Origin of the sequence: Clostridium mediterraneense (assembly GCF_900091705.1) — a bacterium.
GTDB lineage: Bacteria > Bacillota > Clostridia > Clostridiales > Clostridiaceae > Sarcina > Sarcina mediterraneense.
This window is the reverse complement of sequence record NZ_LT594785.1, coordinates 1,295,385-1,316,462: the sequence shown is the minus strand read 5'-3', so window position 1 is coordinate 1,316,462 and position 21,078 is coordinate 1,295,385. Positions and strand designations below refer to the sequence as shown.

General features: G+C 29.3%; 21 protein-coding genes. All 21 read right to left on the bottom strand.

All coding sequences use genetic code 11. From position 1 onward, the window contains the following. Positions 1-225: 225 nt before the first annotated feature. The 21 genes from BN8917_RS08380 to BN8917_RS08280 all read right to left on the bottom strand — a co-directional run bounded on the left by BN8917_RS08380 (position 226) and on the right by BN8917_RS08280 (position 21,078). Positions 226-855 carry a thiamine diphosphokinase gene (locus BN8917_RS08380; protein WP_066873272.1) on the bottom strand — a complete coding sequence of 210 codons (630 nt, stop codon included), beginning with the start codon at positions 853-855 and terminating at the stop codon, positions 226-228. After that, positions 856-1,509: a ribulose-phosphate 3-epimerase gene (rpe, locus tag BN8917_RS08375; RefSeq protein WP_066873269.1), complete on the bottom strand. Its 654-nt coding sequence runs from the start codon at positions 1,507-1,509 to the stop codon at positions 856-858. A gap of 1 nt (position 1,510) precedes the next feature. After that, positions 1,511-2,374, bottom strand: coding sequence for a ribosome small subunit-dependent GTPase A (rsgA, locus tag BN8917_RS08370; protein ID WP_066873266.1), 864 nt, complete (start codon positions 2,372-2,374; stop codon positions 1,511-1,513). A gap of 155 nt (positions 2,375-2,529) precedes the next feature. Beyond that, entirely contained in the window at positions 2,530-4,647 is a 2,118-nt protein-coding gene (gene pknB / locus BN8917_RS08365; RefSeq protein ID WP_066873263.1) for a Stk1 family PASTA domain-containing Ser/Thr kinase, read from the bottom strand. 1 nt (position 4,648) lies between these two features. Continuing rightward, on the bottom strand, positions 4,649-5,368 hold the full coding sequence (locus tag BN8917_RS08360) for a Stp1/IreP family PP2C-type Ser/Thr phosphatase (RefSeq protein WP_066873260.1): 720 nt from the start codon (positions 5,366-5,368) through the stop codon (positions 4,649-4,651). A 25-nt stretch (positions 5,369-5,393) separates the two neighbouring features. Then, positions 5,394-6,428, bottom strand: a complete 1,035-nt coding sequence (gene rlmN, locus BN8917_RS08355) for a dual-specificity RNA methyltransferase RlmN (protein ID WP_066873257.1) — start codon at positions 6,426-6,428, stop codon at positions 5,394-5,396. A gap of 11 nt (positions 6,429-6,439) precedes the next feature. Then, the gene (gene rsmB / locus BN8917_RS08350) at positions 6,440-7,759 is read right to left on the bottom strand and encodes a 16S rRNA (cytosine(967)-C(5))-methyltransferase RsmB (protein ID WP_066873254.1); all 1,320 of its coding nucleotides are present in this window, start codon (positions 7,757-7,759) and stop codon (positions 6,440-6,442) included. A gap of 14 nt (positions 7,760-7,773) precedes the next feature. Continuing rightward, a complete protein-coding gene (locus BN8917_RS08345; RefSeq protein WP_066873251.1) occupies positions 7,774-8,460 on the bottom strand; it encodes a zinc metallopeptidase in 687 nt (228 codons plus the stop codon). Positions 8,461-8,501: 41 nt separating this feature from the next. Continuing rightward, positions 8,502-9,431 (bottom strand): methionyl-tRNA formyltransferase, encoded by a 930-nt coding sequence (gene fmt / locus BN8917_RS08340; protein ID WP_066873244.1) that lies wholly within the window; start codon positions 9,429-9,431, stop codon positions 8,502-8,504. Between the two features lie 11 nt (positions 9,432-9,442). Next, on the bottom strand, positions 9,443-9,886 hold the full coding sequence (gene def, locus BN8917_RS08335) for a peptide deformylase (RefSeq protein WP_066873242.1): 444 nt from the start codon (positions 9,884-9,886) through the stop codon (positions 9,443-9,445). Positions 9,887-9,898: 12 nt separating this feature from the next. Further along, positions 9,899-12,091, bottom strand: a complete 2,193-nt coding sequence (gene priA / locus BN8917_RS08330; protein ID WP_066873236.1) for a primosomal protein N' — start codon at positions 12,089-12,091, stop codon at positions 9,899-9,901. Positions 12,092-12,133: 42 nt separating this feature from the next. Beyond that, positions 12,134-13,315, bottom strand: coding sequence for a bifunctional phosphopantothenoylcysteine decarboxylase/phosphopantothenate--cysteine ligase CoaBC (gene coaBC / locus BN8917_RS08325; protein WP_066873233.1), 1,182 nt, complete (start codon positions 13,313-13,315; stop codon positions 12,134-12,136). Between the two features lie 5 nt (positions 13,316-13,320). After that, entirely contained in the window at positions 13,321-13,551 is a 231-nt protein-coding gene (gene rpoZ / locus BN8917_RS08320; RefSeq protein ID WP_066873230.1) for a DNA-directed RNA polymerase subunit omega, read from the bottom strand. Continuing rightward, the gene (gmk, locus tag BN8917_RS08315; RefSeq protein ID WP_187117190.1) at positions 13,532-14,167 is read right to left on the bottom strand and encodes a guanylate kinase; all 636 of its coding nucleotides are present in this window, start codon (positions 14,165-14,167) and stop codon (positions 13,532-13,534) included. The genes rpoZ and gmk overlap by 20 nt, the downstream gene beginning before the upstream one ends. Then, positions 14,167-14,436, bottom strand: coding sequence for an extracellular matrix/biofilm regulator RemA (gene remA / locus BN8917_RS08310; RefSeq protein WP_055071020.1), 270 nt, complete (start codon positions 14,434-14,436; stop codon positions 14,167-14,169). Before remA ends, gmk begins: the two co-directional genes overlap by 1 nt. Before the next feature lie 17 nt (positions 14,437-14,453). Further along, a complete protein-coding gene (locus BN8917_RS08305; RefSeq protein WP_066873225.1) occupies positions 14,454-15,338 on the bottom strand; it encodes a YicC/YloC family endoribonuclease in 885 nt (294 codons plus the stop codon). A gap of 162 nt (positions 15,339-15,500) precedes the next feature. Continuing rightward, positions 15,501-16,865: an NCS2 family permease gene (locus BN8917_RS08300; protein ID WP_066873222.1), complete on the bottom strand. Its 1,365-nt coding sequence runs from the start codon at positions 16,863-16,865 to the stop codon at positions 15,501-15,503. Positions 16,866-17,021: 156 nt separating this feature from the next. Beyond that, the gene (locus tag BN8917_RS08295; protein WP_066873213.1) at positions 17,022-18,017 is read right to left on the bottom strand and encodes an asparaginase; all 996 of its coding nucleotides are present in this window, start codon (positions 18,015-18,017) and stop codon (positions 17,022-17,024) included. 159 nt (positions 18,018-18,176) lie between these two features. Continuing rightward, positions 18,177-18,389: a hypothetical protein gene (locus BN8917_RS08290; protein WP_066873211.1), complete on the bottom strand. Its 213-nt coding sequence runs from the start codon at positions 18,387-18,389 to the stop codon at positions 18,177-18,179. 93 nt (positions 18,390-18,482) lie between these two features. Beyond that, entirely contained in the window at positions 18,483-19,964 is a 1,482-nt protein-coding gene (gene spoIVA, locus BN8917_RS08285) for a stage IV sporulation protein A (protein WP_066873202.1), read from the bottom strand. Positions 19,965-20,082: 118 nt separating this feature from the next. Next, the gene (locus tag BN8917_RS08280) at positions 20,083-21,078 is read right to left on the bottom strand and encodes an NAD(P)H-dependent glycerol-3-phosphate dehydrogenase (protein ID WP_066873201.1); all 996 of its coding nucleotides are present in this window, start codon (positions 21,076-21,078) and stop codon (positions 20,083-20,085) included.

Sequence of the window (21,078 nt, the reverse complement as noted above, 5' to 3'; positions counted from 1 at the left end):
ATTGTGAATAGCAATTGCATTTTTTTGCTTTAAAATAACAAAAGCAAGGATATTTATTAAAATATCCTTGCTTTTTAGCTATGTATTTAGCTTTTTTTCTTATTCTTAAACATCTTTAATATCTTCCCTATAAATTTAGGAAGTTTTATAACAGTTATTTTCACTACCCATCACCCTTCATATATATACTTATTATATATTATGCAACAAGTAGCAAAAATGTTCCTAATCTCTTGAATATATAACTAATAATTTTCCAGAATCAAATGAAACATGCATGTCTCCTAATAAAAATTCATTAGAATTGCATAAGCCTTCAAAAGGATCTAAATCATAACTTTCTAGTTCATACTTTGCATTTTTAATATTAAGATTCCTTACAACAGAGCTATATGCATAAAAAGAAACTATATCCCCTTTATTACCTTCAAGAGAAAAGCTCTTGTCGTTTAAAAATATTTTATTTAAATCATCTATTATATATGCCTTAACCCCTTTTCTTAAACTTATATCAAGAAGTCCTAAATTTCCAAGCATATGATCTATTCTTTTTCCTGTCATACCTAACATTATTATTTCATCTGCATCAAGTCTAAAAGCTCTATTTAATGCAATTTCTGAATCAGTATAATCTTTTTCTTTTGGAAACTTCACAATATTAAAGCTATTTATTTTATCCTTATATTTTTCATTTACAGAATCAAAATCTCCAACAACATAATCAGGAATTACATTATTATCTATAAAAACTTCTACACCTTTATCTATTGCGATAGTCTTATCACAGTACTCTATATATTTTCTAAATAATGTATCACTTGGCCTTTCTCCAGCCGCAACCATAACAACTCTCATTTATAAAGCATCTCTTAACATCTTTATATTTTCTTCTATCTTATCATCTTTAAATACAGCTGATCCTGCAACTATCACATTCGCTCCTGCCTCTACTACATCTTTAATATTTGAAGCACCTATTCCTCCATCAACTTGAATAAGTATATTTTCATTTCCTGCTTCTATGGCCATTTGCTTAACTTGTCTTATCTTTTCTAAAGAATAATCAATAAAACTTTGTCCTCCAAATCCTGGATTAACAGACATAATAAGAACCATATCTAAATTTTTAATTACATGCTTTAATACATCTACTGGAGTTGCTGGATTAACTGCTACTCCAGCAAGTATTCCTTTACTCTTTATATAATTAATAGCCCTATCTAAATGTCTTTCTGCTTCATAATGAATAGTTATTAAATCTGCTCCTGCTTTTACAAATTCATCTATATATCTTGAAGGTTCCTCTATCATAAGATGTACATCAAAAACCATCTTAGTCTCATTTCTTAATGCATTCATAACTGGAAATGCAAAACTTATATTAGGAACAAATCTCCCATCCATAACATCAATATGTAAAAATTCAGCTCCAGCATTTTCTACTCTTTTTACATTATCACCTAAAACCCTAAAATCTGCTGATAAAATTGACGGTGCTATCTTTACCATATTATTTCACTCTCCTATTTAATATCTCTTCTAATCTTTTTATATAAAATTCATATCTTAATTTATTAATATTTCCACTTTCAACATTTTCTTTTACAGCACAAGATGGCTCTTTATAATGATTACATCCTCTAAATTTACATTCATCTTGATACTTATTAAACTCTGGGAAACAATATTTTAATTCATCCTTCTCCATAAAGTTTAAATCTAGAGTTGAGAAACCAGGAGTATCAACAAGATATCCATTTTCTATTTCTATAAGCTCACTATGTCTTGTAGTATGCTTTCCTCTTCCTATTTTTTCACTTACTTCACCTGTTTCCATATGGTCAGTTTTTATAAGTGCATTAAGAAGAGTTGACTTACCAGCTCCTGAAGGCCCACAAAGAACTGTTATATTATTTTCTAATCTTTTTTCTAAATCTTCTAAGCCTCTTTTTTCCTTTGCGTTAATAAATAGAACCTCATAGCCTATTTCTTTAATTGCTTCTTCTATTTCCTTCTTTTCTTCCTCTGAACATAAGTCCTCTTTATTAAGACAAACTATAGCTTCTATGTCATTATACTCACAAAGAACTAAAAATCTATTTAAAAGTTCAAATTGTATATCTGGATTTTTAATTGCAAATACAACAAAAGCTCTAGTTACATTTGATACTGTTGGTCTTATAAGCTCTGAAGTTCTTTCATATATTTTCTCTATTACACCTTTTCCATTCTCTACTATTATATCAACCTTATCTCCAACCATAGGCTTTAAAGAATTATATCTAAACTTTCCTCTAGCTTTACATTCTATTATTCCATCATCTGTTTTTATATAATAAAAACCACCAATGCCTTTTATTATTCTTCCTTCCATACTACCTCCACATTTAAATTATAGAATAGTTTAATTTAAACTTAACTATTTTCTCTACTCTTATAATAAACAGATTTTATAGTATAATGCAAGAAATCCAAGAATATATTCTTGGATTTCTTAAATATCTTATTAAATTTTATTTACAAAATTAATTATTTTTTTGTATTAACTATTCCAAAAGTAGCAGATGACTTATCTGCTATTTTATTTTTATGACTATCTGAAGTTTTAGCTACTGCCTTATCTACATGACTTGTTACATCTGGTTTATCAGTATTAGTATTATCATCTGGCTTAGATTGCTCTCCTTGATTATTACTATCACCAGGAGTAGTAGCATTATTGTCACCGCCAACATTTCCAGAATTATTACCACCATTATTTCCAGAGTTATCAGTATTGCCTGAGTTATTATTACCTTGGTTATTATTATTACCAGCATTATTTACTGGTGGAGCAACATAATCTCCATAATAAGTAATTGTTATTGTTGTACCTTGTGAAACTGTATAACTTCCTGGATTTTGTTCATAAACCACTCCATTCTTATCAGCACTTGGTGCAGCATTACCTTTAACAGCATTGATTTTTAATCCAGCTGCTTGTAATTTAGCTGTTGCATCTGAAACTGATAATCCTGTAACATTTGGAATAGATACCATCTTAACTTCTGGTCCTTGACTTACTATAATATTAACATTTGTTCCTGGAGTAAGTTCTGTACCTGCAGTTGGATTAGTACCTATTATTTCTCCACTTGGTACACTATCACTATATTGCTGTTGTACATCTCCAACATTTAAACCTATATCTGCTAAAGTTTCTTTAGCAACATCTACTGACATTCCTGCAATATTAGGAATTTTAACTTTTTGTTCTCCACCACTTATATAAACTTTAATAACTGTTCCTTTAGGAACTACTTCATTAGCACTTGGTTCTGTTTTAAAAATAGTTCCCTTTGGTGCAGAATTATTTTCTATAAGTTCTTCATATGCTAGATTTGATTCCTTAAGCTTTTCAATACCATTATTCATATTCATTGATACTATATTCGGAACTGCTACCTTTGCATTTGCATTTCCTGCATTTCTATTTGCAAGGAAGACTCCTGCAAAAGCTCCAATAACTACTACTAATATAGCTACAATAACATAAGCAATACTTTTTCCAACTTTTTTTGTAGGTTTGGAACTAGTTATTTCTTGAGTTGAATCATGTCTTTCTTCATACTCATCTTCATCTTCATCCTCATCATAATCATAAGGCTCATAAAGTGTTTGATTTAAATTATTACTATCTATCGCTTCATTAAAGCCTTCAGGCTTTTGAAGTATAGTTGTTTCATCTGCATTTACAGGTTTTTGAAGTATAGTTGTTTCATCCATATTTATAGGAGGAATAATTTTTGTATAATCATCTTCTACTGAATTATTTCCTATCACTACATTTGGATTTTCTCTTATTTTATCTAAATCAGCAGTTAGCTCCTTAACTGTTTGATATCTTTTTATAGGATCCTTTTCTAAACATTTTAGAATTACATTATTTATATTATCAGGTATACTTGGATTTATTTCTTTAGGACTTACTACTTTTTCTTGTATATGTTTTAAAGCTACAGTAACTGGTGAATCCCCTTCAAAAGGAACCTTTCCTACTAACATTTCATACATAACAATTCCTAAAGAATAAATATCCGTTCTATAATCTATATAACCACCTTTAGCTTGCTCAGGAGAAAAATAATGAGCAGATCCCATTATAGTATTAGTATGGGCTATAGTTGATGAATCCATAGACTTTGCTATTCCAAAATCTGTGACTTTAACAGTTCCATCAGCAGTAACTAATATATTATGTGGTTTTATATCTCTATGAATAATGTTATTTTTATGAGCACATTCAAGAGCTGTGCTCACCTTTAGGGCTATTCTAACAGCAACTTCTACTGGCATATTACCCTTTTCTACAATTATTTCTTTTAAAGTTTTTCCTTCAATAAACTCCATAACTATATAGTTAATGCTATCTTGTGTTCCTACATCTAGTACATTTACTATATTAGCATTTGAAAGATTAGCTAACGCCATAGCTTCTCTCTTAAATTTTCCTATTATCTCATCATTTTCTTTAAACGAGTCTTTAAGAATTTTAACAGCTACGGATCTATTAAGCTTAAGGTCTGTTGCTTTATAAACAACAGCCATTCCACCTTCACCAACTTTATTAAGGAGCTTATATCTTTCACCTAATACTTTATACTCCATTTTAATTCTCTCCTCCAAAAACAAGAACTGTTATATTATCTCTACCTCCAGCATTTTTAGCCATATTAACAAGTCTACTACTAGATTCTTGTAAATTATCTGACCATCTTATTTCATTGAATATTTCTTCTGCACTTACTTCATTACTTAGTCCATCTGTACATAAAACAAAATATTCATAGGCATTTAGTGGAACTGTAAATTGATCTACTTCTACTCTTATATTAGTTCCAATAGCTCTTGTTATTATATTTTTTCTTGGATGATTTTTCGCTTCTTCTTCTGAAATACTTCCAGCATCTAAAAGCTCTTGAACAAGTGAATGATCTTTTGTTATTTTATCAATAGCTTCATCTTCTATTCCATAACATAAGCTATCCCCTACATTAACAACTCTTATACATTCATTTGTAACAAGTGCTGCTGTTATTGTAGTTCCCATTCCTGATAAGTTACTTTTTTCTAATGAGTGTTTGTAAATTTTATAATTCACTTCTGCTATAGCCTCTATTAGTATTTCATTATCAGGAATTTCTCCATAATTTTCTTTGATAAAGTTCATTATACCTTCGACAGCCATTTTGCTTGCTACTTCACCTGCATTATGGCCACCCATTCCATCAGCTACAATATATAATTTATAATCTTCACCTGTATAATAATCTCCGTAATCTTCATTGATTTGTCTTACGTTTCCTATATCGCTCACATATCCTATCATAAACAAACCATTCTCCTTTTTACGCCTATTTATTTTTTAATTGTAAATAACTTCTTCTTAATTGTCCACAGGCAGCATCAATATCTGTTCCTTTTTCTTGTCTTACAGTTGCTTCAATACCAAAATCAGCTAAAGTCTTTTTAAAGTTTTCAATATCTTTAGGAGTTGATCTTTTAAATGAATTTTCTTTAATTTCATTTACAGGTATTAAATTGACATGACATAACATTCCTTTAAGAAGTTTACCTAAACTTTTAGCATCTTCAATACTATCATTTACACCACTTACTAAAGCATACTCAAAAGTAACTCTTCTATTTGTTTTTTCTATATAGTAATTACAACTGTCCAAGATTTCTTTTATTGAATACTTATTAGCTATTGGCATAATAGTCTTTCTCTTTTCATCTGATACAGCATGTAATGATATAGCAAGAGTTACTTGCATTTCTTTATCTGCCATTTCATAAATCTTAGGAACTAAACCACAAGTAGATAAAGTTATATGTCTCTTACCTATGTTTAATCCATAATCAGCTGAAACAAGCTCTAAAAATTTCATAACTTCATCATAATTATCAAGTGGTTCACCACTTCCCATTAAAACTATATTAGAAATTCTTTCACCTAACATTTTATGTGAAACTATAACTTCAGATAAAATTTCTCCAGCAGTTAAATTTCTAACTCTTCCTTCAAGAGTAGATGCACAGAATTTACATCCCATTCTACACCCTACTTGAGTAGAAACACAAATAGTATTTCCATGCTTATGTTTCATTATTACACATTCTATTATATTACCATCTTCTAATGCAAGCAAAAATTTTCTTGTTCCATCTATATTTGATTCTAAATTTCCTAATACTTTAGGATAATTTAGCTTAAAATTTTCTTTTAACTTTTGCTTTAAAGATGCAGGTAGATTCTTCATTGAATCAAAATCTTGTGCATCTTTATATATCCAGTCAAAAACTTGCTTTGCTCTAAATTTACTTTCTCCATTTTCAAGCATCCATTCTTGAAGTTCAGAAAGATTAAAGTCTAAAATATTTTTCATTTTCTCCTCCATTAATTTTTCTTAAGTTTTACCATGAAGAATCCATCCATATGTTCATTAGGTAATATTGTAATACTTCCATTGCCATTATATATAATATTATCATTTTTACCTATAAATGAATTTTCTACACTACAATCATTATGTTTTTCTAAGAATGAATCTATTACCTCTTCATTCTCTCTTTTATTTAAAGTACAAGTTGAATAAACAATTTCTCCACCTTTTTTAAGGTAATTCCATGCATTTTCTAAAATTTCTCTTTGAATTTTAACTATATTTTGAAGTTCCCTTGAATTTTTAGTCCATTTAATTTCTGGCTTCTTTCTTATTATCCCAAGACCTGAACAAGGAACATCTAAAAGGATTTTATCTGCAAATTCTACATATTTCCCTTCTAATCTTGTTGCATCCATTATATTTGTTTCAACATTAGTAATTCCAAGTCTCTTAACACTTTCTTCAATAAGAGCTAGTTTATGCTCATGAATATCAAATGCATAAACTTTACCTGTATTCATAAGTATTTCGCTTAGATGAGTTGTCTTACCACCTGGAGCACTACAAAGATCCATTACTGTTTCTCCTTCTGCTGGATTTAAAAGTGGAGCTACAAGCATAGCACTTTCATCTTGAACAGTAATTAATCCTTCTTCATGTAACAAATTCTTTTCTATTGAACTTCCCTTTTTAATGATAATAGCCTCTGGGCAAATATATCCTTCTTCTACATCATAACCATCTGCTTCTAGTTTTTCTAAAACTTCATCATAATCTGCTTTTAAGCTATTTACTCTAACTGTCATTGATGGAGTAGTATTTAGACCTTTTAGGATTTTTTCTGCTACTTCTTCTCCATATTGTCTTATAAATAAATCTACCATCCATTTTTCAAATGAATATTCATAAGCAAGTTTTTCACTACCTCTAAGATTTCCACCAAATTTTCTATCCTTATTTCTTAAGTAATTTCTTAGAACTCCATTTACAAATTTGCTAAGTCCTACTGAAACAGATTTAGAAAGATTAACAGCCTCATTTACTACAGCATAATCAGGAACTCTGTCTAAATATTTCATTTGATAAATTGAACTTCTTAATATATTTAAAACACCTTCATCAATTTTATCAATACTCTTTACGAAATTTTCTAAGATAACATCAATAGTTTTTCTATGCTTTATAGTTCCATAAACTACTTCTGTTATAAGTCCTTTATCTTTAGAATCTATTTTAGGATTACTTAATTTCTTATTTAATTCTATATTTGAATAAGCTCCCCTAAAGAAAACCTCATCTAATATATCAACAATTATTTTTCTTGTATTCATCTTTTACCTCTATTCTAATCATCTCGGTTACTTATAGCTATTAGTCTTAATAATTGAGAAATAGCCATTAGAGTTGCTGCTACATATGTAAGTGCAGCTGCTCCTAAAACTTGTTTTGTTCCTTCAACTTCATCTTCATAAAGTATTCCCATACTTCTTAAATCTTTTATAGCTCTATTTGAAGCATTAAATTCAACTGGTAAAGTAACTAATTGAAATATTACTACTACTACAAATAATAATATACCTATCTTTACAAGAGCAGGGATACTAAATATAATTCCTACAAAAAATAATATCCATGAAATACTACTTGAGAAATTTACTGCTGGAAATATTGAATGTCTAAATCTTAAAGCAGCATAACCTTCATGATCTTGTTGTACATGTCCAAGTTCATGGGCTGCAACTCCTAAAGCTGAAAGTGAAGTTCCATAATAAACATCTTGTGATAATCTAACTACTTTAGCTACTGGATCATAGTGATCACTAAGATTACCTCCCACTACCTCTATTTTCACATCATAAATTCCCGCTTTAGATAAAATCATACTAGCAACTTGTGCTCCTGTATATCCAGATCTACTTGCTACTGTTTTATATCTATTAAAAGTTGAACTCACTTTAAATTGTGCATAAATAGATAATAAAATTGCAGGTATTAATATAATATATGTTGGATCAAAAATTGGAAAAAACATATTAAAACACCTCTCATATTTATTATAGAATTTTTAATTTATTATATAAGTCTCTTACCTTCTTCTATATTATTACCATTTAAGAAATCTTGAACCATTAGAGGCTTTCCATTTGGAAATTGTAATTTCTTTATAATAAGTACTCCATTAGATGTAGCTACTTTTATTCCCTTTTTATTTACTTCTACTATAGTACCTACTTCTTTATCTGATTTACCCTCTTCAAAATCACTTTCATAAATCTTCATAGTTTTATCTTCATATTGTGTTGTAGCTACTGGCCAAGGATTAAGTCCTCTTATATGATTGTGTATAACTTCTGCTGACTTATTCCAATCAATTTTTGCCATTTCCTTATTAAGCATTGGAGCATAACAAGATTCTTCATCATTTTGCTTTATAGGAGTTATTTCTCCCTTTTGCATTTTCTTAATAGTCTCTACTAATAAATTAGCTCCTCTATTCTTTAATTTTTCATATAACTCTCCAGATGTCATATATCTTGTTATTTCAACTTCATCCTTAAGAAGCATATCTCCTGTATCAAGTCCTACATCCATAAGCATAGTTGTATTACCTGCTATTTTTTCTCCATTTATAACACTCCATTGTATTGGAGCTGCACCTCTATACTTTGGAAGAAGTGATCCATGTAAATTAATACATGCATACTTTGGTATATCTAAAACTTCTTTTGGAAGTATTTGTCCAAATGCAACAACTATTATAAAGTCTGGTTCTAAAGATTTTAATGCTTCTACAGCTTCTGGTTCTTTTCTTAAACTATTTGGTTGGAATACTGTTATATTGTTTTCTACAGCTACTTCCTTAACTGGTGACATTGCAAGTTTTTTCCCTCTTCCTTTTGGTCTATCAGGTTGAGTATAAACCGCTTTAACACCAAATTCATCTATTAATGCTTTTAATGATGGTACTGCAAAATCTGGAGTACCCATAAATACTATATTCATTATTTATCCTCCTATTTTAAGTAATCTGTAAATAAAACTCCATTTAAATGATCATTTTCATGTTGAATTGCTCTAGCAAGGAATCCTTCTGCTTCAAGAGTAAATTCTTCTCCATCTTCATTTAAAGCTTTAACTATTATACTGTGAGCTCTTTCAACTTCACCTGTAACTCCTGGTAGGCTTAAACATCCTTCTGCTCCCATTTCTTTTCCCTTTTTTTCTGTTATTTCTGGGTTTATAAAAACTCTAGGTCCAAATCCATCTTGTATATCTACTACAAAAATTCTCTTTAATATTCCCACTTGAGGAGCTGCAAGACCTACACCATTTTCATGATACATAGTTTCTATCATATCTTTTATTATAGTTTTAACTCTTCCTGTTATTTCTTTAACCACTTTACTTTCTTTTCTTAAGATAGGATCCTTATCTAATCTAATTGTTCTTAATGCCATTTCTTCTACCTCCTACATTAAATTATTTGGGTTAATATCCATAGTTACTCTAATTTTATTATATACACCACTAGTTAACTTATAAACCCTATTTTTTATTAAATCTGAATTATAATCATTTATATTACCCTTTATAAGTATTTGCCACCTATAGGTATCTTTTATTTTAGATATTACTGATTGAGTTGCTTCATAAACTATAGTATCTGTTTCATCTTTTAATTCTTCTTTAATTGCAATACATAATTTTTTAGAAAAAGTAATAAGTTCATTTTCAAATTTACTACTTAAATTAATTAACATAAGTTTTGAGAATGGTGGATAATCCATAGCTTTTCTAATCATTATCTCTTCTTTAAAGAATTTATCATAATCTCCTGTTTTAGCATAATTTAAAGAATAATTTTCAGGGCTATATGTCTGTATTATAACTTCCCCTTCTTTATCAGCTCTTCCTGCTCTCCCACTAACCTGAGTTAAAATTTGAAAGCTTCTTTCTGAAGCTCTATAATCAGGAAAATTTATACCAAGATCAGCTGCAAGCACTCCAACTAAAGTTACATTTTCAAAATCAAGCCCTTTAGCTATCATCTGAGTACCTACAAGTATATCTGCCTCTCCATTTTTAAAACTATTATATAATTCTTCATGAGAATTCTTTTTTCTTGTAGTATCTACATCCATTCTTAAAACTCTAGCTTCTGGGAAATAATGCTTGACTGCCATTTCAACTTTTTCTGTTCCTGTACCAAAATGCTTTAAATATTTACTTTTACATTTAGGACAAACTCTATCTATCTTTTTAGTTTTACCACAATAATGACATATTAAAAATCCATTATGATGATATGTCATAGATATATCACAGCTTTCACAACTATAAACAAATCCACAACTTCTACATGAAACAAAACTTGAATATCCTCTTCTATTTAAAAATAAAATAATCTGTTCTTTCTTCGAAAGTTTTTCTTTTATCTTTTTATAAAGAGCTCTACTAAGCATTGCTTTATTACCATCTCTTAATTCTTCCCTCATATCTACAATATCTACCTTAGGAAGATGTTTTCCTCCTATTCGTGTAGTTAGCTCAACTAAATCATAATCTTTTTTTAAAGCTTTATAATAACTATCTAAACTTGGAGTTGCAGAACCTAAAACTACTTTACAATCTTTAAGTCCTTTTATAAACTCACAAACTTCTATTGTATTATATCTTGGACTCATTTCTGATTTATAAGAGCTTTCATGCTCTTCATCAACTATTATAAGCCCTAAGTCCCTAAATGGTAAAAATAAAGCTGACCTTGCTCCTATAACAAGCTTTGCCTCACCATTTCTAACTCTATACCACTCATCATATCTTTCTCCATCAGATAATCTACTATGAAATACTGCTACATCTTTACCAAATCTACCTTTAAATCTTTCTATCATTTGTGGAGTTAAAGATATTTCAGGAACTAGCATTAATGATGTTTTATCTTCAAAAAGCATAGCACTTACAAGATTCATATAAACTTCAGTTTTCCCACTTCCTGTTACACCCTTTAATAAACATACCTTACTAGATTTTAAAATTTTATAATAAGCATTTTCTTGTTCTTCTGTTAATTTCTTTGCTGGATATTTTTCAAATTCTCTATAATTACTTCTATCTACTTTTTGTTCCTTAACAATAGCCGCTCCACTATCTATAAGTTTTTTTATAGTATATGTACTTAATCCAATTTCTTTAGTAAGCTCAGCCCTACTAAAAATACCATCATTTTCTCTTATTTTTTCTAAAGCTTGAATTTGCTTATCAGTCATTCCTTCTACAAATTTATTAAAGAATATAACTTGTTTTACCTTTTCTTTATTTCCACTCATTATTTTAGGTGGAATCATTACTCTTATAGCATCTATATACTTACATAAATATTTTCTTCTTAGAAATTCTACTAAAATAAGACTCTCTCTATTTAAAAGAGGTTCTGGATCACAAACATCTACTATGTATTTATATCTTATATTATCATCTTTCTCTTCCTCGTAAATATTAAAAACAAAACCTTCAATAGTTTTATTACCATTACCAAAAGGAATACGAACTCTATGCCCTAGCTTTAAAATATCTCGGAGATTTTCTCTCACTTTATAGCTAAAGGGTTTATCTATAGTAATAGCATCACTATTTACAACTATATCCGCATATAAATCCATCTTTTATCACCTTTTATACTATTATAACAAAAAGACGCAAAATTAGCGTCTTTTTATTATATCAAAAATATTTTTAGCTACTTCTCGCTTGCTCATTTCTTCAAGATTATAGGTTTCATTTTTTCCAATAATAATAACTTTATTATTATCAGATGCAAAACCAGTCCCTTTCTCTGTGATATCATTAGCAACGATGTAATCTAAATTTTTACTTTCTAATTTTCTACTAGCATTCTCTAGTAAATCATTACTTTCTGCTGCAAAACCAACTAAAATTTGCTCTTTTTTTAGAGTTCCAAGAGTTTTAAGTATATCTCTATCTCTTTCAAGTAATATAGACATATCTCCATCTTGTTTTTTAATTTTAGTAGTACTATATTCCTTTGGTTTATAATCTGCTACAGCAGCTGCTTTGATAACTATATCAGCATTATCAAAATTTGCTAAAACTGCATTGTACATTTCTTCATTTGTATTTATTTTAATGAAGTTTACTCCAAATGGTCTTTTTAAAGAATCTGTTCCAGAGACTAAAGTAACATTTGCCCCTCTATCTCTTGCTTCTTTTGCAATTTCATATCCCATTTTACCAGTAGATTTATTTGTTATAAATCTTACAGGATCAATTTCTGCTCTTGTAGGTCCCGCAGTAACAAGTACATTTTTACCTACTAAATCCTTAGTTTCATAAAGTTTTGATAAAACTTCTTCTACTATTATTTCAGTATCTTGAAGTTTTCCTGCTCCTATATCTCCACATGCCAGTCTACCACTCGCTGGATCTATAAATTCATAGCCATAACTTTTTAGCTTTGAAATATTATCTTGAACTATTCTATTTTCATACATATTTGTATTCATAGCTGGAGCAAAAACAACCTTAGCCTTTGTAGCCATTATAGTTGTAGATAACATATCATCTGCTATACCATTTGCAACTTTTCCAATTATATTAGCAGTTGCAGGTACTATTAACATAAGATCTGCTCTTTGAGCAAGTGATATATGTTGTATTTCCCAAGCTTTTGGCTCTTCAAACATATCTGTAACAACCATATTTTGACTTAGAGATTGAAATGATAATGGAGTCACAAATTCTGTTGCAGATTTTGTCATTATTACTCTCACATCAATATCAACTTTTCTTAATCTACTAATAACATCTAAAGCTTTATAAACTGCAATACCACCTGAAACACCTACTACAACACACTTATTTTTCATGTATCTTATCCTCTATATTCAGGTTCTTCACATTCAACCTTCTCATATGTTACAAAGCCATCATTGATTTCTCTTATAGCTATACTTAAAGGTTTATTTGATTCTACCTCTGCAAACTTTTCTGAACCGTCAATTATTTGTCTTGCTCTTTTTGAACTTGTTATTACTAATGAGTATCTGTTGTCTACTTTCTTTAATAGGTCCACGATTGATGGACTAATCATAGAGTTGTTCATGGATTAAATCCTCCTTTGAATCTAATATTGTTTCTTTTAATCTATCCACTCTGCACTTTTCTGCTAATAAGATAGCTTCTATCTTTTCAACAGCTTTATCTACAGTGTCATTAACTACTGCATAATTATATTTTGATACATAGTTAATTTCTTTATATGCTGACTTAAATCTAGTCATTAAGCTTTCAGGAGTTTCACTACCTCTATTAATAATTCTTTGTTTTAATTCTTCCATTGATGGAGGTAATATAAATATAAATACTCCTTCTTTTGATTTTTCTTTAACTTTTAATGCACCTTGTATATCTATTTCTAATATTACATCTGTTCCAGACTCTAATATTTTTTCAACATTTGATTTTGGAGTACCGTAATAATTTCCATATACTTCTGCATATTCTAAGAAATCATCAGCTTCTACTCTTGCTAAGAAATCTTCTTTCTTTAAGAAATGATAATTTACACCATCAACTTCTCCACATCTAGGATTTCTTGTTGTTGCTGATACTGAAAGAGAAATTTCTTTATGTTTTTCAAGAAGGGCTTTGCAAATAGTGCCTTTGCCTGCTCCTGATGGCCCTGATATAACTATTAAGACACCTCTATTTTTTTCCATTATTCATCAACCTCTTCTACTACTTCTTCTTTAGTTGATAATCTGTGTGCAACAGTTTCAGGTTGAACTGCTGATAAGATAACATGATCTGAATCTGTTATTATAACAGCTCTAGTTCTTCTACCATAAGTAGCATCTATAAGCATTCCTCTATCTCTTGCTTCTTGGATAATTCTTTTTATAGGTGCTGATTCTGGACTTACTATAGCTACTAATCTATTAGCAGATACAATGTTTCCAAAACCTATGTTTATTAATTTTATGCCCATATTATTCCTCCTAAATTTTATTCAATATTTTGAACTTGTTCTCTTATTTTTTCTAAAGTATTTTTTATATCTATAACATTATTAGTTATATCCAAATCAGTTGATTTTGAAGCAATTGTATTTGCTTCTCTATTCATTTCTTGCATTATGAAGTCTAGCTTTCTCCCTATTGGTTCTGAGAGTTCTAAGGTTTCTCTTAAATGTTTAATATGACTCTTAAGTCTTATTATTTCTTCATCAATAGCAGCTTTATCTGCAAATATTGCTACTTCCATAGCTAATCTATTTTCATCCACTTCGATTTTGCCTAAAATATCAGTTAATCTCTCTTCAAGTTTTGATTTATAATTTTCAACTATAAGTGTTGATTTTTCTTCTATCTTACTAACTAGATTTTCAATTTCATTTGATTTTAAGATAATATCTTCTTTTAGCTTATCCCCTTCAAATTCTCTCATTTCTAGCATAGCTTTTAAACTTATATCTAATAAATTACTGATTTCTTCCCAAATCTCATCTAAGCTTTCTTCTTTTTCTTCAATGCTTATAACTTCTGGATGTCTTGAAACTAAAGATAGACTTAAATCATCCTTTAAATCTGAAAACTCATTTTTTAAAACTTTAAGAGCTTCAACATATGTCTTTGCAAAATCTAAATTAAGAGTAGCTACTGAATCACTTTTTCCGTAGTTTTTATAATTTATAAATAAATCAACTTTTCCTCTATTTAAGTATTCTTTGATTTTTCTTCTAATCTTTTCTTCTAAAGGAATCATTGCTTTTGGCATTCTAGTATTTATATCTAAATATCTATGATTAACACTTTTTATTTCTACTGAAAAAACTTTATCTCTTCCTTCTTCACTAGCTGCTCTACCAAAACCTGTCATACTCTTTACCATAACTAAACCTCCTTTATACAATCTTACTCTATTCTACTTTACATTTCTTACAGAGGTCAAGTATTTGTTAACAAAAATTTAACATTTAAAATTAAGTAATTTATTCTAATAAAAAAAGAGATGTCTTAGTTTAAAACATCTCTTTCTTTATTTTTTTATATATTAAAATCCTACTATACTCTCAATAAGTGGCATTGCAAGTTTAAATATAAATACTATTGCAAGCACTATCATTGCTTTAGATATCTTTTTCTTTTTCTCACTAAATATATTATTTAATATATTTAATACAACATATACTAATACACCTACTGTTAATCCATCACCTATGCTATATGTAAGTGGCATTAAAGCTATAACTAAGAATGCTGGAAGACCTTCTGTTATTTCTGAAAAATCTATCTTTAAAACATTTCCAAGCATTAAATATCCTACATATATAAGAGCTGGTGCTGTAGCACAAGATGGTATTGCAACAAATATTGGTGAGAAGAACATAGCTATAAGGAAGAACATTCCTATAAACACTGAAGTTAGACCAGTTCTCCCCCCTTCTTCAACTCCTGTTGCACTTTCTACAAATGCTGTTACAGTTGATGTTCCAAGTAAAGCCCCCGCTGTTGTAGCTATAGCATCTGCCATTAAAGCTTTGCCTGCTCCTGGTAAATTCCCATCCTTATCAAGCATCTTAGCTCTTGAAGATACACCAATTAAAGTTCCAAGAGTATCAAAGAAATCAACGAATAAGAAAGTAATTACTATAATTGCAAAGTTTAAAATATTTTCAACACCTGAAATAAATGAAAAATCTAATTTACCAGCAATAGGAGCTATTGATTCAAATTTAAATATTCCATTTGGTAAATATATACCTAAAGCTGCTGCTCCTTCTCTATTAAATAAAGCATATCCCCAAGCTATTAATGTTGAAATTACTATTCCCCATAATATAGATCCCTTAATCTTTTTCTTCTCAAATATAGCTATTACAATTAGTCCAACTACTGCCACTAATACTGTAGGTGAGAAAAAGTTACCAAGTTCTACAAATGTAGACTTATTAGCTTTTACAAGACCTGCTCCACTAAAACCTATAAATGCTATAAATAATCCTATTCCAACAGTAACTGCATATTTAAGATTAAGTGGTATTGAATTTATTGCAGCTTCACGAATTTTAAATAATGATAAAAGAATAAAAATTATACCTTCAATAAATACTGCTGTAAGAGCTACTTGCCAAGGTATATTCTTAGCTATAACTACTGAATATGCAAAGAATGCATTAAGTCCCATACCTGCTGCAAGTCCAAAAGGCAAGTTAGCATATAGCCCCATAACAAGACATCCTACTGCTGCTGACAAACAAGTAGCTGTTACTAAAGCACCTTGATTCATTCCAGTTTCTCCAAGTATAGATGGGTTAACAGCTATGATATATGCCATTGCTAGAAAACTTGTCATTCCAGCTACAAATTCTCTCTTTACATTAACATTTTCTCCAAAACGACTTAAAAATTTATCCATTGATACCCTCCTAAATAAGTCCCCCTTTAAATCTAAACAAAAAAATAATATTCGTGTTTAAGATTTAAAGTTTTACTCTTTAATTCTCTTCACGAATATTATTATATAACCCAAATATTTTTCAGTCAATAATAACGAATATTATTAACATTTAATTCACTTTTCATCTGTGTATAAATCTTTTTCAAAACTATTTTCTATTTCTTTTAAGTTTTTGTTCGCATTTAATAATAACAATAATTTTATTCTTGCTTTTTGACTTGGCATAGAATCTCCAAATATAACCCCTATATTTTTTAATTGCTTTCCTCCACCTGTATAACCATATGAACCAAAAACTCTTCCTTCAAAACATCTTGATGTTAATATTACTGCGATTCCCTTATTTATTGCTCTTTCGACACCTTCAACCATCATTGGAGGTATATTCCCTCTACCAAGAGCTTCAAGAACTATTCCCTTATATCCTTTTTCTATAGCAAAATCTATAAATTCACTATCTGTACTTGCTGCACATTTTATTATTGCTACTTTTTCTTTTATTTCATTAACCTCTATGTATTCGCTATCTTCCACATTTCTATAAAAAATTACTCTATTATTATCTACTATCCCTATTGGTCCAAAATTAGGAGTTCTAAATGCATTTAAAGCCATAGCATTTGCTTTTGTTACTTCTGCTGCACTATTTAATTCACCATTAAAGCAAATAAGTACGCCTCTCCCTTTAGCCTCCTCTGATGCTGCTGTACATATTGAAGCTGCTAAATTAGCTGGTCCATCATATCCAAGTTCTGAAGAACTTCTCATAGCTCCTGTAAATACTATAGGTTTATCTGTATTTGTTGTTAAATCTACTAAAAATGAAGTTTCCTCTAAAGTATCTGTACCATGAGTAACTACAACTCCATCTATATCTTCTCTTTCCACAAGTTCTGTTATTTTCTTTGATAATTCTAGCATAAAATCAACTGTCACATGAGGACTTGGTAATGATGAAAAATTATGTGATTCAATTTCTGCATAACTCTCTATCCCTGTAACCTTAGCCATTATTTCTTCTCCAGTTAATGTTGGAACTGCTGCTTTTATTTTTTCATCAAGTTTCATAGAAATTGTTCCACCATTAAAAACTACTGCTATTTTCTTCATTTTGTTTACCCTCCGAATATATATATTAAATTTTCAATATTATTTCGTATTTCTATTAAACATTATACTTTATTATTATATTTTTTTCTAGAATCTCCCCTCTTTTAAAATTTATCAAAATAAAAGGATTCATCTAAAAAGATGAATCCTCTCCTAGTTTTATTTAATTACTTTAACATTTATACTTATAGGTTCTTCTACTACTTTTAAAGTCTTTTTATTCTTATCAATAACTTCCTTTATAGCATCTACTCCCTTAAAAACAATAATACTAAATATAGATGCATAAATAACTCCACCTTCAAAAGCACCAAAGCCAAAAGCACTTCCAAGACTATGGCACTCGCTATATATATTATTAAGTATATCCATAAAAATCCCCCTATATATTAATAAAAAAATGGTGTGGAAGTTTTTATCAATCCACAACCATTTAATTGTCTAATAAATAAATCTAACTAAAAACTAGTAAATGAAACAAATTAAGTTTCCATCACCTTCATTAATGATTTTTTGTAATGTTTTTTGCATTTTAACCTGTATTTTTTCAGGCATTTTATATAGTTTATTTTGAAGTCCATCTTTAACAAGAGTTTCAAGAGACTTACCAAAAACATTACTTTGCCATAGCTTTTCTGGATCATTTTCAAATTGTTCGAGTAAAGTCTTAAACACTTCTTGAGTTTCTTTTTCTTTACCCATAATTGGTGAAATTTCTGTTTCAATATCAGCCTTTATCATATGAAGACTTGGTGCACTTGCTTTTAGTTTTATAACATATTCTGAACCTTGTCTATCTATATCAGGCTTTTCAAATTTAATTTCTGAAAGTTGTGGTGAAACAAGTCCATAACCTGTGTTTTTAACATCATTAATAGCATCAGAAACCTTATCATATTCTACTTTAGCTCTATATAAATCCTCAATTAAAGCAAGTAAATCACTTTCATTAGTAAGTTCTGAATCACAAACCTCACTAATTATTTTATAGAATATTCCACTCTTAGGATTCATCTTAACTCTAGCTTCCCCATTACCAAGATTCATTTCACTAATTTCTGTTGCCCCTAAAGCCTCATCATCAGCATATCTATCAAGACATTCCTTGATATCTCTAACTTTATATATGCTTTCACACATATCTCTAACTATGTTCATAAAACTACTCTTTAACCAATGAGTAGAATCTAATTTTTCTATCCATTCTGGCATATCTATATTTATTTCTGTTACATTAAATTCTTTTAGGACTTTATTAAATATAATATTTATATCACTTTCATCCATTCTTGATATATCCATAACTTGAACTGGAACTTTATAATTTTCCTCCATTTGTTTTTTGAGAGCCTTTGTTGATTCTGCTTTTGGTTTTGATGTATTAAGTATTATTATAAATGGCTTATTTATAAGTTTAAGTTCATTTACAACTCTTTCTTCAGCATCAACATAATCCTCTCTATCTATTCCTGTTATACTTCCATCTGTTGTAATCATAAGTCCTATTGTTGAATGGTCTGTAATTACTTTTCTTGTACCAAGCTCTGCTGCATCTTCAAAAGGTATTTCATCTTCAAACCAAGATGTTGTTACCATCTTTGATTCACCATCTTCAAGATATCCAAGAGCTTCCTTGACTATGTATCCAACACAATCCACCATCCTAACATTAAACTTAATTCCTTCCTCTAAATTAATTTCTACTGCACCTTCACTTGGAATAAATTTGGGTTCTGTTGTATGAATAGTTTTTCCTGATCCACTTTGTGGTAACTCATCTTTTAACCTTTCTTTTTTATAAGCATTATCAACATTAGGCAATACCATAAGATCCATAAATCTTTTTATAAAAGTTGACTTTCCAGTTCTTACAGGACCAACAACTCCTACATAGATATCTCCCTGTGTTCTCTCTGCTATATCTTTATATATACTAAATCCTTCCAAAAGTATACCCTCCTATATTTAATTATTATCAATATATATATATTATAAATATCAGAAAAGTATACTATTTTTAAAAATAAAAAAGTAGATATCTTTTAAAGACATCTACTTTTTAAAATTATATAAGCTCACTCTTTTTATCTCTTTGCATTAAAGATGTAACTACTTCCTTAGCTGAAACTCCTTCAAATAAAATCTTATAAAGTGCCTCTGTTATAGGCATTTCTATATCAACTGATTTTTGTAGTTCATGAAAAGCTCTACAAGCCTTAACACCTTCAACTACCATTCCAATTTCCTCTATAGCTTCATCTAAAGTTTTTCCTTGGCCTATTAAGATACCAGCTCTTCTATTTCTTGAATGCATACTAGTACAAGTAACTATTAAATCTCCCATACCAGTTAGTCCATAAAATGTTTCCATTTTACCTCCAAGAGCTATACCTGCCTTTGCTATTTCATACATTCCTCTAGTCATAAGAGCAGCTTTTGAATTATCTCCATAACCTATTCCATCACTAATTCCTGCTGCAAGAGCAATTATATTTTTAACTGCTCCACCTATTTCAACACCAATTAAATCATCATTAGTATATATTCTAAAGTTTTTATCCATGAATAAATCTTGAACCTTTTTTGCATAACTCATATCTCTAGAGCTTGCAACTAAAGTTGTAGGAATTGCTCTTGATACTTCTTCAGCATGACTAGGACCTGATAAAACTACTACTGGATTTAAAGGTAATTCTTCTTCTATTACTTGTGATAATCTAAGATTTGTTCCTTCTTCAATTCCTTTAGCAATACTAATAATAACAACATCATTATCAATCTTATCCTTAAGATTTCTAGCTGCTATTCTTATAATATGTGAAGGAATTGCAAGAACAACATATTTACTTCCTTTTACAGCATCTTCTATATTTTCATAAGCTTTAACTGTCTCTGGAATCTCTAAATCTTTTATATATTTATCATTTTTTTTATTCTCATTAATATCATTAACTACTTCAATATCTCTATCCCAAAGAGAAACTTCGTATCCTTTGTTTCCTAATAATATCGCTAAAGATGTACCAAAACTCCCTGCGCCTATAAAGGTTGTTTTATTCAT